The organism is Rhodoflexus sp. (assembly GCF_053489755.1).
This window is the reverse complement of record NZ_JBRCHD010000041.1, coordinates 1-13,982: the sequence shown is the minus strand read 5'-3', so window position 1 is coordinate 13,982 and position 13,982 is coordinate 1. Positions and strand designations below refer to the sequence as shown.

The window sequence follows — 13,982 nt, the reverse complement described above, 5'->3', positions numbered from 1 at the left end:
ATTGCCTCACCTACCGAAGCGGCAGGAGTTGGCGCGTTCATGGCAACTCTATTGACTGCCTATGAGCGCAAGTTGAACCTCAACGTACTTCGCGAGGTAATGGCAGAAACTACCCACCTGACGGTTATGGTGTTTATCATCCTGATTGGTGCAACGGCTTTTGGGCTGGTTTTCAGGGGAGTAGGCGGTGACCACGATTTGGTACAACTGATTGAACGCTCCAATTTGAGTCCTTATGCTTTTCTGGCTTTCGTGATGATTGGTATTTTCATCGCGGGATTTTTCATTGACTTTATTGAAATCATTTTCATCTTCATGCCTGTGATTGTGCCCGTGTTTGCCCGTTATCAGATTGATTTACTGTGGGTTGGTATCCTTGTGTGTATGAACTTGCAAACGTCTTTCCTTACGCCACCCTTTGGCTTTTCGCTATTCTATCTGAAAGGGGTTGCGCCGCCGCAAGTTACTACGCAGCATCTCTACAGAGGCATTGTGCCTTTTATCGTTATTCAGTTGGTAATTTTATTGGCAGTGGCGCTCTATCCCGAACTGGCTACGTGGTTACCGAAGGCTTTGCGGTAGCAGTATCTTTTTTCCACCGCGCACGCAGGCGACTGAACCACACCACGTAGGCGTCGGTATCAAACAAACGAGAGTCTTTTTGTGCCTGACGGAAAAACCAAAGACCGAAAAGCAGCAGTACGGCATCAGAAATCCACGCTCCGGCAGCCACTGAGGTTACGCCCTCTTTGGCATAGTGTCCGCCTGTGATATTGATGACATAAAATACGATGAAGAAAATAATAGAAACCAGCACAGGCACTCCCAAGCCGCCGCGTTTGATGATAGCTCCCAGCGGTGCGCCGATCAAAAACATTATCAGACAGGCGACTGACATAGTAAAGCGCTGGTGTTGCTCCAGACGGAAGCTACGGCGTTCCTTCTCGTAGTAAGTGATGCGATCTTTGGCGATGCTTGCAAGCGATTCTATGTTGCGCGTGCGGGTCATGGCTCGCTCAAAGAGCAAATCCAGATCGGCTTTGGATACGCTGTCGCGCCACTGCATAAAATCCAACGAAACGCTGTCCCGATCGCTGGCAGGGTTTTTCAGCCGATCTGCATTAAATTGATAGTCGTAATACGGTTTCAAATCGTTGTACAGCGGGCTGCGGTAGCGGGCTTGTTCTCGTTCAAGCGAATCGGCTACTATACCGAGTTCGCTCACATTTTTCATGATTTTATGTGAAAGAAACAGCTCCTCGTCTGTTTTTTGCATACCCAGCGCCGAAAGCGAAAAAACGAACTTTGCCTGCCGAAACCGGTCGCGTACAAACTCTTTTTTATCTGTATTTTGTCCGAAATATTCTGAAAATTTATTGCCATTCCAAAGTTCCATTACCAAAAAATTATTGTCCATGATGGTATAAATTTTACCTGTATCGGCAAGAATTACATCGGTATTGCCGCGTTGCTTGGTATGATCGTAGATCATTACGCCATAGACCATGCTGTCTGCATCACGTCCTTTGCGTTCGATGCGGATGCGATAGTCGGGCAAATCAGTGTAAAAGCCGCCTTCTTTGAACTCTAAGGCAGGCTTTTTTTGCCGCACATCGTACATTAGGCTGTAGGCTTTCAGGTTGGCATAGGGCGCAAATTGGTTGTTGAACAGGAAAGCACCCGCAGTAATGAGCAAGGCATAAACTCCCATCGGAATCATGAGGCGGGTCAGTGGAATACCCGCTGCCTTGACCGCCGTAATCTCAGAATGTTCGCCCAGATTGCCAAAAGCCATTAGCGAGGCAAGCAATACAGCCAGCGGCAGCGCCTGCGGAGTCAGCACCAGCCCGAAATAGAAAAACAGCTGTGCAAAAACTTCCCAGCCCAGATCTTTGCCTACAAAGTCCTCAAAGTATTGCGACATTACGAAAGTAAGCAGGATAAACAGCACTACCCCGTAGCTCAGCAGGAAAATACCATAGAATGCTTTACTGACTAATTTATCAACTTTCGTAAAACGAAACATAAGATCTAAACGAGGCACAAAGGTAATAGGCTTTTGAATTTACAGCACAAGCCGCAGCGTTAATGTTTGCTAACAAGCCCCCGTAAACATAAAAAAGTCGCTTGCAGCAAGTACAAGCGACCCCTATTTTATCAGCCCAATGCTATTTTAGTTGCGGTACAAGACTGACTTGATCGCTTGCATCGTGCGTTTTACATTTGGCAAAACAGCATCTATCAGGGTTGGTGCGTAGCTCAGCGGCACGTCCATCGAGTTCACACGCAGCACAGGGGCATCTAAATAGTCAAAAGCCATCCGCTGTACCTGAAAGGCAATATCGGTAGAGATAGAAGACAGCGGCCAGGCCTCTTCCACAATTACAAGGCGGTTAGTTTTCTTAACCGAGTTGACAATAGTATTATAGTCAATCGGGCGCACGGTACGCAAGTCTATTACCTCTGCGCTGATATTTTCTTTGGCAGCCTCATCGGCAGCGTTGAGCGCTACTTTCATCATCTTGCCGAAAGAAACTAAGGTAATATCAGTGCCTTCGCGAACTATCTTTGCCTGACCCAACGGGATCAGATACTCGCTTTCGGGAACTTCGGCTTTGTCGCTATACATTATCTCAGACTCCATAAAAATCACCGGATCCTCGTCGCGGATCGAAGATTTGAGCAAACCTTTAGCATCGTAGGGGTTTGAGGGAACAACCACTTTCAATCCGGGAGTATTGGCATACCAGTTTTCGAAGTTCTGCGAGTGCTGCGCGCCTAACTGTCCGGCGTTACCGGTAGGGCCTCTGAATACAATCGGACAACCATATTGACCGGCAGACATAGAAAGAATTTTGGCAGCTGAGTTAACAACTTGATCAATGGCGACTAATGAAAAGTTGAAAGTCATAAACTCAATAATAGGGCGCAGACCGTTCATGGCAGCGCCCACGCCGATACCTGCAAAACCAAGTTCGGAAATAGGCGTATCTATCACACGCTCAGGGCCAAACTCATCGAGCATCCCTTGGCTTACTTTGTATGCACCATTATATTCGGCAACTTCTTCACCCATAAGAAATACACGGGGATCGCGGCGCATCTCTTCCGACATTGCCTCACGAAGTGCTTCTCTGAACTGAATTACTCTCATTTGCGTTTATGATTTGTGATTAAACTGCTAAATTCTTATACTCGCGACAACAAACAAACGGTCAACAACAAAATTACCTGCGCTACCCCATGTAGTGCCTCCTAAAACAAAGCGCAATTTAACAGGTATTTTGATTAGATGTTTATCCGTTTTCCACTAAATTCAGCTTTATGAAAAGTCTTAGATTCTTCTGGGAGCAACAGTTGTTTGGTGTATGCTCCTATATTGGCGATCGCTTGGGCATTTCCATTAGTTGCATCCGATTGTATTTCATCTACTTATCGTTTCTCACCTTCGGATCGCCTATTTTCATTTATTTGGTAGTAGCGTTTTGGATCAACCTGCGTCGCTACATCCGTCAATACGTTAACCCATTGAGAGGAGTTTGATATTAGGTATTGCTACAACTCGCTGAATTTTCTTATACCTTTGACAAAATACGCCCAAACGATGCTCTTATGGCTGCGTTCGGGGTGGTTAAATTTTATTGCCGTTGCCTGCGCAGCCTTTCGCTTGCCTTTCAAACTGTTTATGTTCGCATACAGGTAAAAATGCGATCGCAGCACCGCCCAAAAATGCGCCCATTCCCCTTGCAAGAAAAAACGTATGCCTGCAATCCCGTCTAAACTCATGCGCAGGAATAAGTTGAGCCACAAGTACTTGGGATTTTCATTTTTGATTAATATTACTAAGCTATTGCGAAAGTTTAAATAGGTTTTGCGCGGATTCTGATAGGCAAGCGTGCCGCCGCCAAGGTGATAGACAGTACTCTCGGGGCAGTAAATCAACTGATAACCTGCATTTTTTGCACGCCAGCAAAGGTCAATTTCTTCCATGTGGGCAAATAAATCGCCATCGAAACCGCCTAAGCCGTGAAATAAATCTGCACGAACGAGCGCACAAGCACCTGTCGCCCAGAAAATAGATGTTGGCTGATCGTACTGTCCTTCGTCTTTTTCTGTGGTATCAAACAGCCGTCCTCTGCAAAAAGGATACCCCAAAACGTCAATCATGCCACCTGCCGCACCTGCATACTCAAAGTGATCAGGTTTGCACTTGGATAAAATTTTAGGCTGACAGGCGAAAATCTTCGGATCACTATTGATGGTTGTCAGCAGCGGCTCTAACCAGCCCGCAGTTACAGCAACATCCGAATTTAGAATGAGGTAATAGTCTGCCTGCACCTGCTGCAAAGCGAGGTTGTAGCCCTGCGCAAATCCGTGATTATGCTGTAAATCAATTATTGCTACCGAAGGAAAATCTTTGCGGAGTACTTGCAACGAGTTGTCAGTTGAGCCGTTGTCGGCTACGATGACGCGTACCCACTGCGGGCTGTGTTCTAGCACCGATGGCAGATACTCCCGCAACAGTGCCGCGCCGTTGTAGTTTAGTATAACAATAGCAACCGAAGGCTGTGTTGTTTCTTTCATGTCCGACCCACCCCTGCGGCTATCGCATCAGACTGCCCAGATCTAAGCCCGGAATATTAGGAATAAAACCTTCCGCTTGCTTCTGGAGGAAAGTTTTTGCCTGCTCTTCCGCATTTTCGAGCGCTTTGTTGGCTGCAGCTACGATCAGATCTTGCAAAATATCCATGTCTTCGGGCTTGAGCAGGTCTTTTTCGATGTGGATAGACAGCAATTGCTTTTTGCCGTTGGCCTTAGCAGTTACCATACCGCCGCCTGCTTCGCCTTCGGCAATAATATTGACCAATTCATTTTGTGCTTCCGCCATTTTGCTCTGCATTTCTTTCACCTTGCCGAGCATCTTCATCATATCTAACATCGCAAATTTTGTATTAATTTTAGCAAAGTTAAACCAATCGAGTGGAATTGTCTGCTATGCTGACACCAGAGGAACAGTTGTATTACTCGCGGCAGTTGCTACTCCCGCAAATTGGTGCAGAAGGACAGCAGCGCTTGCAACAGGCACGGGTACTGACCCGAACAGGCGAGCCTCTGGATGGTCGTTTGCTGATCACAGATCTTTTGACAAGCAAGCATCACACCTTTTACAGCCCTCCAAACCGATAAGTAACAAGTACGTATGCAAGAAAGTTATATACTTGATTGTCAAACTATTCCTATCTCTGCCATGCAAACCATCACACCTAAGGAACTACACAAAAAACTAAGTAACGGGCATTCGTTTTTCCTGCTCGACGTACGCGAACCTGAAGAGTTCAGCATTTGCCACTTGGAAAACTCTGTACTGATACCGATGCACGATATTCCCTCGCGCAGCCACGAACTGCCGCAAGATGTGGACATGGTTGTTATCTGTCATCATGGCGTGCGCAGCGCACACATTATCAACTACTTAGAAGCTATAGGGCATCGCGCACGCATGTATAACCTCGCAGGTGGAGTGCATGCCTGGGCGCTGGAAGTAGACAGCACTATGCCGACCTATTAGTGATCCGGATTTTTTTACAGCATTAGCCAAGCTGCTGTGCATCATGACCTGCAAAGAGATGAATCTCATCCGCCACGTAAATTTTATCCCGTAGGGTATCGCCCTCTTATTTCTTCAAGTTACCCCTTTTATATTGTTACTGCAAACGTAAGAGGGATTGCATATGGGTAGCATCGAAATCATCCCTGCCTCCTTTTTTTGAGGCTGTCCAAAAAGGCTGAATGTAGCACAGACTTCAATCTATAACTATTTGATAATCAAGCTATTAACAAATCACAGATTAAAGTCTGTGTTATTTTTTGGCCATCCTCGATTGGCCCATCATGCAATTCATAATGGTATTAATTAGCAGCAGGAGAAAGGTGTTAGTAAATGCTATGTACAAAACAAAAAACCACCTCAGCCTGAATGCTGAAGTGGTTTTCGCCAACTTAATGATCCCAGCAGGAGTCGAACCTGCAACCTACTGCTTAGAAGGCAGTTGCTCTATCCGGTTGAGCTATGAGATCTAAAAGTCGGGGTGGCAAGATTCGAACTTGCGACCTCCACATCCCAAATGTGGCGCGATAACCGGGCTACGCTACACCCCGAACTTTGAAATTAGAAAACGGCGGAGAGTGAGGGATTCGAACCCTCGGACCGATTGCTCGGTCACGGTTTAGCAAACCGCTCCTTTAACCACTCAGGCAACTCTCCTTTTCGTTTGCGCATTTCAAAAACGTGGCACAAAGTTAATGCAGCGATCCGTTGTTGCAATAGTTGTACCAAAAAAAGTTGAAAGTTTTTTATACTACCCTGATATTCAACTCTTTTAATTGCTCATCGGCGACAGGGGATGGCGAATCTATCATTGTATCGCGCCCGGAATTGTTTTTGGGGAAGGCAATAAAGTCGCGGATAGACTCTGCCCCGCCAAAGAGTGAGCACAAACGATCGAAGCCGAAGGCAATGCCGCCGTGTGGAGGTGCGCCGTACTCAAAGGCTTCCATCAGGAATCCGAACTGGGCGCGTGCCTGCTCGTCGGTGAAGCCCAGCAAACGGAACATCTTGGCTTGCAGTTCGCGGTCGAAGATGCGGATAGAGCCACCGCCAACTTCTACGCCGTTGATAACCATGTCGTAGGCATTAGCGCGCGCCTGACCCGGGTTGCTGTCCAACAGCGCAATGTCCTCAGGTTTGGGTGAGGTAAACGGATGGTGCATGGCAAACCAGCGCTTTTCTTCTTCGCCCCATTCTACGAGCGGGAAGTCCAGCACCCACAGCGGCTCGTAAACGTCCTTATTGCGAAGCCCAAGACGGTTGCCCATCTCAAGACGCAGTTCGCTCAATTGCTTGCGCGTGCTATTTACTTCGCCTGAAAGCACGAGCATCAAATCGCCGGGTTTGGCGTTCATTTTAACCGCCCATTGCATTAGGTCGTCTTGTGTGAAAAATTTATCTACCGACGATTTGAACGTGCCGTCAGTTTTGTATTGCACATAAACCAATCCTTTGGCTCCGATTTGCGGACGCTTTACAAAGTCTGTCAGTTCGTCTAACTGCTTGCGGGTGAACTCGGCACAACCTTCGGCGCAAATGCCCACCACCAATTGTGCGTTGTCAAATACCTGAAAACCCCTGCCTTGCGCTATGTCGTTGAGTTCGGTAAACTGCATACCAAAGCGCAAATCGGGCTTGTCCGAACCATACAAACGCATCGCATCAGCATAAGTCATGCGACGAAAACGGTCAAACTCAATACCTTTGATGGTTTTAAACAGATATTTAATCAGCCCTTCAAATGTGTTTAAAATATCTTCTTGGGTAACAAAGGACATTTCGCAATCAATTTGCGTAAACTCGGGCTGGCGGTCGGCGCGTAGGTCTTCGTCGCGAAAACATTTGACAATTTGAAAATAGCGATCAAATCCTGCCACCATCAAAATTTGCTTGAAAGTTTGCGGCGACTGTGGCAGCGCATAAAACTCTCCCCGATGCAGGCGGCTCGGAACGATGAAGTCGCGCGCGCCTTCGGGTGTAGATTTAATTAACACAGGCGTTTCCACTTCCAGAAAACCCATACTGTCCATGTAGTCGCGGGTGGCTTTTGCCATGCGGTGGCGCAGTTCCAGATTTTGGCGCACTACGTTGCGGCGCAAATCCAGATAGCGGTATTTCATACGCAACTCGTCGCCGCCGTCGGTTTCGTCTTCAATCAAAAACGGAGGAACTTTGGCCGCATTGAGGACGGTCAGTTCGCGCAGACGGATTTCAATATCGCCCGTCGGGATTTTATTGTTTTTGGAAACGCGCTCAATCACTTCGCCTGCAGCTTGTACGACAAATTCGCGCCCCAATTGGCGGGCAGCCTGCACCAGTGCGGCTTCGGCAGCGGTTTCTTCTATGAGTAATTGTGTAATTCCGTAGCGGTCGCGGAGGTCAATCCAGATAAGTCCGCCTTTATCGCGGACGCGCTGTACCCATCCGCAGAGGTTTACCTGCTGCCCTACGTGCGACAGGCGCAGTTCTCCACAAGTGTGCGTTCGTAGCATCATCAGTTTTTATTCAAAAAGTTTGGGGCGAAGTTAGGAGATTTTTTGGCTGAATGAATCAACAGACTGTAACTTGGGCTAACATCTGATACAATAAGCCATGAACCGACTTCATTTTTTTACCCGACGGCTGCTTTTGCTGGTCTTTTTTATAGGTTATGCCGCTGCGCTTTCGGCACAGGACAGCACGCATGCAAATACATCTAAAAACCTGATAATCAGTACTTATGCCGAAGTTTATTACATTTATGATTTTGGCAATCCTGCTAATCACAACCGACCCGATTTTTTGTATTCGTTCAACCGCCACAACGAGGTAAACCTGAATTTTGGCTTTGTTCAGGCCGCTTATGAAAATGAGCGCGTCCGGGGTAAACTTGCGCTAATGGCGGGTACGTATGCCAACGCAAATCTGGCAGCCGAGCCGGGTGTGCTGAAAAATATTTTTGAGGCAAATGCAGGTGTGAAACTGTCTGCCAATAAAAATTTATGGTTAGATGCAGGCGTATTTGCCTCGCATCTGGGTTTTGAGGGAGCTATTGGTGCAGACTGCTGGACAATGACGCGCAGTCTGTTGGCAGAAAGTGCGCCTTATTACCTTTCGGGCGCAAAAGTTACTTACACTACCGACAATGGTCGGTGGCTGTTCGGCGGCTTGGCGCTGAACGGCTGGCAGCGTATGCAGCGCCTGCCCGGCAACCAGACTCCTGCCTTTGGGCATCAAATCAACTTTATGCCTAATGAAAAAATCACGATTGGGAGCAGTTCATTCATTGGCAGCGATACGCCCGACAGTGCGCGGCTGATGCGCTATTTCCATAGCCTTTACGGACGGTTTCAGCTGACCCCCGCGCTGGGCTTGATTGCGGGTTTTGATATTGGTATGCAACAACAAGCGCCCGGAAGCAGTCGAATGCATACATGGTATGCGCCTATCGCGATTCTCCGCTTGAAACCCGTAGGTTCGGAGTGGTCGGTGGCTGCCCGCGCTGAGTACTATGCCGATCCCTCGCAGGTCATTGTAGCTACAGGCACGCCGAATGGCTTTCAGACCTTTGGCTACTCGCTCAATGTGGACCGACAACTGACAGACAATCTGCTTTGGCGCATGGAAGCGCGCTTGTTTCAAAGCCGCCGCGATGCCATTTTTACAGCCCGCGACAGCCGCGCAGTCAACGGTAATCAATTTATAGGTACTTCGCTGGCGCTATCATTCTGAAAGCGCTGTAGTTGGCTTATTTTGGTGTAACTTTGTTAAACGTCAGCCCTTAGTATCAGGTTTGTTCTGCTGCTAAGGGTTTGTTTCACTTCAGACCTAAGGAAAATATGAACATAGGAGACCGCGTTCGTTTGCTGCACTACACGCAGGAAGGCATCATTACCAACTTTTTACCTAATAATCTGGTAGAAATTGAGATAGAGGATGGTTTTAAAATCCCTGTTCTGAAAAACGAGGTTGTGCTGATTGCCAAAGAGGAGAAAATGGTTTTCCACGAAAAGCGCAAAAAAGAGGAAAGCGCAACAGCTAACCTTTTAGCCGCTGAAACGGGCTTTTTTCTTGCCTTTCTGCCGATTAACGACAAGCAACTGAGCGTTTATCTGATTAACAATACCGACATTGATATTTTGTTCAATTTTGGTGAAGTGCGCGACACGAACTATTACGGGCTATCGGCAGGGCATCTGACCAAACGCACGAGCCAGAAAGTAACCGAAGCCAATTTGGACAAGTTTGACAAATGGTCGCCGCTGCTGGTGCAGGCGATTTTCTTCAAGGCAGGATTTACCAGCTTGAAAGAGCCGCTGATTCGCAAATTTACTTTTGCTGCCTCAACTTTTTTCAAGAGTAAAAGCAAAGCGCCGCTGTTAGATAAGGAGTGCTATCTGTTCCAGATTGACCAAAAAATTGTCAGTGTAAATCCCGAACAAATCAAGGAGAGCATTGCTGAACGGCAGATACCTACTGCGCCTGCCAACGTGGTAGCTTCGGCAGCCAAAAGTACAGTTCCCGCAGGTGTTCCCAAACAGCCGCGCCAAACGGAGATAGATCTGCACATAGAGCAACTGACCAAAGACTATGGCAAGATGAACGCAGCGCAAATGCTTGAACTTCAGCTTAAAACCTTTGAAAGCGCCTTAGACAGGGCAATTCTGGAAGCCTTTGACGAAATAGTTTTCATCCACGGGGTAGGTAACGGCACGCTGCGCAATGAAATCCACAAACGATTGGGCAAACATCCCAATATCGCTTATTTCAAAGATGCCCGCAAAGAAAAATTCGGCTACGGCGCTACTCTTGCAAAAATTAAGTAACTACAACTTTTCGCCATTTCTTTCGTATAATACATTTCGTTTTGCAAAGCCATATGGCGCTATGCAACAGAACGGCTAAACACATATTTCATATGGAAAACTTTGATCAGCAACTTATTAACGAGGAACGCATCCGCAAAGCTTTTACTCAAAAGACTTGGAGCGAAATAAAGAGTGTGAATTCCTGGATGATTTTTAAAATCATGGCGGAATTTGTGGAAGGCCTTGAGAAGATGGCGAAAATAGGACCCTGTGTGAGCATTTTCGGCTCGGCGCGTACCAAACCTGAAAATATTTACTACAAACTGGCCGAAGAAATCGCTGCCAAGTTGGTTCGCAAAGGCTACGGCGTAATTACAGGCGGCGGCCCGGGCATCATGGAAGCAGGCAACAAGGGCGCACACTTTGCAGGCGGTACTTCCGTAGGTTTGAACATCGAGCTGCCTTTCGAGCAATCACACAACCCGTACATAGATCCCGATAAGGTAATTAATTTTGACTATTTCTTTGTCAGGAAGGTAATGTTTGTCAAATATTCGCAGGGATTTATTGTCATGCCGGGCGGATTGGGAACGCTGGACGAGTTGTTTGAGGCTTATACATTGATTCAGACACACAAGATCGGGCGCTTCCCGATTGTGCTAGTCGGCAAGAAATACTGGACGGGATTGATTGATTGGATTAAAGATGTCGTACTTGCACAGGAGCGCAATATCAGCCCCGATGATCTCAACCTAATTACACTGGTTGATACGGCAGATGAAGCCGTTGCAGTTATTGAAGAGTTTTACTCTAAATACTTGTTATCGCCTAACTTCTAAGTTGGTGAAAATAAAGCCCTTAGCGCCTCAGGTGTCAAGGGCTTTTCACTGAATGATACAATCCTATGAAAAAGTTTCAGGGTTTTCTGCTCATCGTTTCGCTGCTAGCCATTTTGGCGCTGGCAACCTACGAACTGTCAGATTTAGGGCGGCCATTTGGCTACCGACGCACTGAAGCTATTTTTAATGTACATGTTCCTGATTTTTTTGAGTATTGTGGCGAAAAAGTCCCCTTAAACCGCCGCGAAGTGCGCGAATATTTTGACCGCGAGTTGCATATCAATGCCTATTGGCACTCGAACAACGAACTGCTCATGCGCCGTGCCTCTACCTGGCTGCCGCTGATCAGCAAGATTTTGGCAGAGGAGGGACTGCCTGATGATCTGAAATACATTGCCGTTGTGGAAAGTTCGCTGACCAATGTAGTATCTAACATGGGTGCGGCAGGTTTTTGGCAGTTGATGCCTGTAACTGCGCAGGCAATGGGGCTGGAGGTTAACAGTCTGGTAGATGAGCGATTGGACGTAGAAAAAAGTACCCGCGCCGCCTGTCAGTACCTCAAACAGTTGCATAAGGATTTAGGCACATGGACAAATGTACTTGCAGCTTATAATACAGGGTCAGGGGCATTTGCAAAATCTATGAAGCGGCAGAAAAGCCAAAATTTTTATGACCTCGATCTGAATACACAAACAACGCGCTTTGTTTACCGGACGATGGCGCTGAAAGAAATCATGGTCAATCCTGAAAAGTATGAGTTGAGCTACCATCCGCCCAAGCCGCAATCACCTTTTACAAGTGAAGAAGTCAAGTCGGATATTCCTGATCTGGTGCAGTTTGCAGCTGCCAAAGGAGTGAGCTATCGTGCATTTCGCAATATGAACGAGTGGCTGATTGGCGATCGGTTGAGTGTACCCAAAGGCAAGAGTTATGTCCTGAAAATTCCTGCCAAAGCACCCGCTATTCCTGCGTCTGCAGAAGATAAAAAGGTTGTAATCAGCGGTGTAGGGCAATAAGAAGCAAGCTCCACCAAAATGAGGCTGCCCAAAAAGTAACATAGACTTTAGTCTGTGATCGTTGAAATACTTGATAATCAGACGACTACAGACTAAAGTCTGTGCTATATGTAGCCTTTCTGGACAGCCTCTATAGGGTTAAGCGAGGTAATGCAGTTATTTAGATGAACTGTAAGTAGAACAGGTTTAGGCTGTAAATTATTTTTGAAACGAGGCAATTTTTTCTTTCCAAACCCTGTCCACAGTGCTTGAAGTGCCTACCGCCGTCCAGTCGCCTGAAAAGTTTTTGCCGTCGTAATTCTGCACAGCGCTGAATTTGTAGTACATGTACAAGCCGTGTTCTTTTTGGTCAGGTCTGACGAATGCCATTTTACCGTGAATGCCGCGTCCGGTAATTGCGCCAGTTAGGTTGTTGCGGTAGATTTCGTAATCGTTAGCGATGAGTGAAACTGTAACGATTTCGGCATTACCTGCAAAGGCATTGTTAGCCCATTGTTGGAGGGTTGGACGGATTTGTTTCAATACTTCCTCGCTATGCAGTTTACCGGGTTTTTCGATGCTGTTTTCCACAAAATAGCCCTCGTCGCGGTAGCGCTTAACCTCATCGGCAAACTCAGCGGCATTTTTGCTTTCGATGGCTTTTTCAGCATCGCCTGCGGCTTCCCATATTTTGGCTTCAAAATTGGCAATAGCTTTTTTGCCCTCTTCGCCTTTCCACTTATCTACCGCTTCGGCAGAGGGCGCAATTACCAATACCATCTCAGGCAGCTTTTTATCAAAAGGATAAAATACGCCATAAGTGATACGCTTGGGTATGGCTTTACCCGGCTTTTTTTCGTCCCAATCGCCTTTGTAAAAAATGTAGGTATTTTCCTCTGGCGAAAATACACGAGCGTCTTCAGGGCACTTCTGGTCATCACCCAGTTGAAAACTGCGGTAAACTCTACCAAAGAAAGGCACGCCTAATTTGGCAGCCATCTCTTTTTCGTCAAGAACTTCGAAATAAACTACTTGCTTGCTCAAAAAGGTCGAGCCTGTAAATCCAAGCATCGGGCGCGGTTCGTTTTCCTGCGTTTCAGTTGCTTTGGTCAGGAATTTATCTAACTTGTCCACACCTGCGGGTACACTGCTCACCAGTGCCTCTACTGACTTGCCTTTTACTTTCTCTTTCAGTTTGCCCAACTGCGCGGCGGCGGGATTCGCAGCCCATGCGCCTACCATAGCGATTGCTAAAACTTGTTTAATGAAACTTTTCATTGTGCTTACAAAGAATTGGTTGATGAGGCAAAGCTATGATGTGGCTGACAAGGCCAAAGCGCCATTGAGTGAACGCAGGCAACAACCGAGTGAACGCACATAAAAGGCGGCAAAACAAACGCTCATGTAAACCTTACGAATGCTCATGCAACATCTCCGCTTACTCATTTGGCGGAAAAGATTGATAGCAAGCCCCTACTTTCGTACCATCAATCAAATGAAAAGCAAGCCAATGAAAAAAGTGCCATGTCTAATAGCCCGATTTTCTAGATTGTAATTATTATCATCAAATTTTCAACCTATGAAAAACAGATTTCTTTCTCTGCTGTTTGCAGCATCGCTGATGATGCTTGCGATTGCCTGCGATGAAAAGCAAGACAATCAGACAGGTGAAAACTCATCTGCTGAAAATGCTGTAACTGATACAGAATCTGCCTTTGAACAGGAAACAGGCGGCGATGACCGACAGCCTGAA

14 protein-coding genes and 3 tRNA genes are annotated in these 13,982 nt (G+C 46.8%); 8 read left to right on the top strand and 9 right to left on the bottom strand.

The window, feature by feature from the left end; all coding sequences use genetic code 11:
- Nucleotides 1-582, top strand: a 582-nt coding sequence (locus ACWIP2_RS09300; protein WP_448519649.1) for a TRAP transporter large permease subunit, incomplete at its 5' end; no start/stop codon positions are given.
- On the opposite strand, the gene ACWIP2_RS09295 is transcribed toward ACWIP2_RS09300, so the two are convergent.
- Both ACWIP2_RS09295 and ACWIP2_RS09290 read right to left on the bottom strand, forming a co-directional pair.
- The gene (locus ACWIP2_RS09295; RefSeq protein WP_448519648.1) at nucleotides 554-2,026 is read right to left on the bottom strand and encodes an LptF/LptG family permease; all 1,473 of its coding nucleotides are present in this window, start codon (nucleotides 2,024-2,026) and stop codon (nucleotides 554-556) included. The two genes, ACWIP2_RS09300 and ACWIP2_RS09295, sit on opposite strands and share 29 nt — an antisense overlap.
- 147 nt (nucleotides 2,027-2,173) lie before the next feature.
- Nucleotides 2,174-3,154 carry a pyruvate dehydrogenase complex E1 component subunit beta gene (locus ACWIP2_RS09290; RefSeq protein WP_448519647.1) on the bottom strand — a complete coding sequence of 327 codons (981 nt, stop codon included), beginning with the start codon at nucleotides 3,152-3,154 and terminating at the stop codon, nucleotides 2,174-2,176.
- A 170-nt stretch (nucleotides 3,155-3,324) separates the two neighbouring features.
- Between ACWIP2_RS09290 and ACWIP2_RS09285 the strand changes: the two genes are divergently transcribed.
- The gene (locus tag ACWIP2_RS09285; protein WP_448519646.1) at nucleotides 3,325-3,543 is read left to right on the top strand and encodes a PspC domain-containing protein; all 219 of its coding nucleotides are present in this window, start codon (nucleotides 3,325-3,327) and stop codon (nucleotides 3,541-3,543) included.
- A gap of 12 nt (nucleotides 3,544-3,555) precedes the next feature.
- Here ACWIP2_RS09285 and ACWIP2_RS09280 read toward each other — a convergent pair whose 3' ends face one another.
- Complete coding sequence (locus ACWIP2_RS09280) at nucleotides 3,556-4,584, bottom strand: glycosyltransferase family 2 protein (protein WP_448519645.1); 1,029 nt, start codon at nucleotides 4,582-4,584, stop codon at nucleotides 3,556-3,558.
- Between the two features lie 19 nt (nucleotides 4,585-4,603).
- The gene (locus tag ACWIP2_RS09275) at nucleotides 4,604-4,939 is read right to left on the bottom strand and encodes a YbaB/EbfC family nucleoid-associated protein (RefSeq protein ID WP_448519644.1); all 336 of its coding nucleotides are present in this window, start codon (nucleotides 4,937-4,939) and stop codon (nucleotides 4,604-4,606) included.
- A gap of 41 nt (nucleotides 4,940-4,980) precedes the next feature.
- Here ACWIP2_RS09275 and ACWIP2_RS09270 point away from each other — a divergent pair, with 41 nt between their 5' ends.
- Nucleotides 4,981-5,187 (top strand): hypothetical protein, encoded by a 207-nt coding sequence (locus ACWIP2_RS09270; RefSeq protein ID WP_448519643.1) that lies wholly within the window; start codon nucleotides 4,981-4,983, stop codon nucleotides 5,185-5,187.
- Between the two features lie 61 nt (nucleotides 5,188-5,248).
- Nucleotides 5,249-5,569, top strand: a complete 321-nt coding sequence (locus ACWIP2_RS09265) for a rhodanese-like domain-containing protein (RefSeq protein ID WP_448519642.1) — start codon at nucleotides 5,249-5,251, stop codon at nucleotides 5,567-5,569.
- A gap of 435 nt (nucleotides 5,570-6,004) precedes the next feature.
- Here ACWIP2_RS09265 and ACWIP2_RS09260 read toward each other — a convergent pair.
- From ACWIP2_RS09260 to aspS, 4 genes are all read right to left on the bottom strand, one after another.
- Nucleotides 6,005-6,078: transfer RNA gene (locus tag ACWIP2_RS09260), tRNA-Arg, on the bottom strand.
- A gap of 6 nt (nucleotides 6,079-6,084) precedes the next feature.
- Nucleotides 6,085-6,159: transfer RNA gene (locus ACWIP2_RS09255), tRNA-Pro, on the bottom strand.
- A gap of 21 nt (nucleotides 6,160-6,180) precedes the next feature.
- Nucleotides 6,181-6,265: transfer RNA gene (locus tag ACWIP2_RS09250), tRNA-Ser, on the bottom strand.
- 89 nt (nucleotides 6,266-6,354) lie between these two features.
- A complete protein-coding gene (gene aspS / locus ACWIP2_RS09245) occupies nucleotides 6,355-8,100 on the bottom strand; it encodes an aspartate--tRNA ligase (RefSeq protein ID WP_448519650.1) in 1,746 nt (581 codons plus the stop codon).
- Between the two features lie 100 nt (nucleotides 8,101-8,200).
- Between aspS and ACWIP2_RS09240 the strand changes: the two genes are divergently transcribed.
- The 4 genes from ACWIP2_RS09240 (at nucleotide 8,201) to ACWIP2_RS09225 (ending at nucleotide 12,250) form a co-directional block, all read left to right on the top strand.
- On the top strand, nucleotides 8,201-9,319 hold the full coding sequence (locus ACWIP2_RS09240; protein ID WP_448519641.1) for a porin: 1,119 nt from the start codon (nucleotides 8,201-8,203) through the stop codon (nucleotides 9,317-9,319).
- A 107-nt stretch (nucleotides 9,320-9,426) separates the two neighbouring features.
- Complete coding sequence (locus tag ACWIP2_RS09235) at nucleotides 9,427-10,413, top strand: DUF2027 domain-containing protein (protein ID WP_448519640.1); 987 nt, start codon at nucleotides 9,427-9,429, stop codon at nucleotides 10,411-10,413.
- A 92-nt stretch (nucleotides 10,414-10,505) separates the two neighbouring features.
- Entirely contained in the window at nucleotides 10,506-11,234 is a 729-nt protein-coding gene (locus ACWIP2_RS09230) for an LOG family protein (RefSeq protein ID WP_448519639.1), read from the top strand.
- A 65-nt stretch (nucleotides 11,235-11,299) separates the two neighbouring features.
- A complete protein-coding gene (locus ACWIP2_RS09225; protein ID WP_448519638.1) occupies nucleotides 11,300-12,250 on the top strand; it encodes a lytic transglycosylase domain-containing protein in 951 nt (316 codons plus the stop codon).
- A 198-nt stretch (nucleotides 12,251-12,448) separates the two neighbouring features.
- On the opposite strand, the gene ACWIP2_RS09220 is transcribed toward ACWIP2_RS09225, so the two are convergent.
- Nucleotides 12,449-13,507, bottom strand: coding sequence for a hypothetical protein (locus ACWIP2_RS09220; protein ID WP_448519637.1), 1,059 nt, complete (start codon nucleotides 13,505-13,507; stop codon nucleotides 12,449-12,451).
- Nucleotides 13,508-13,982: the final 475 nt, after the last annotated feature.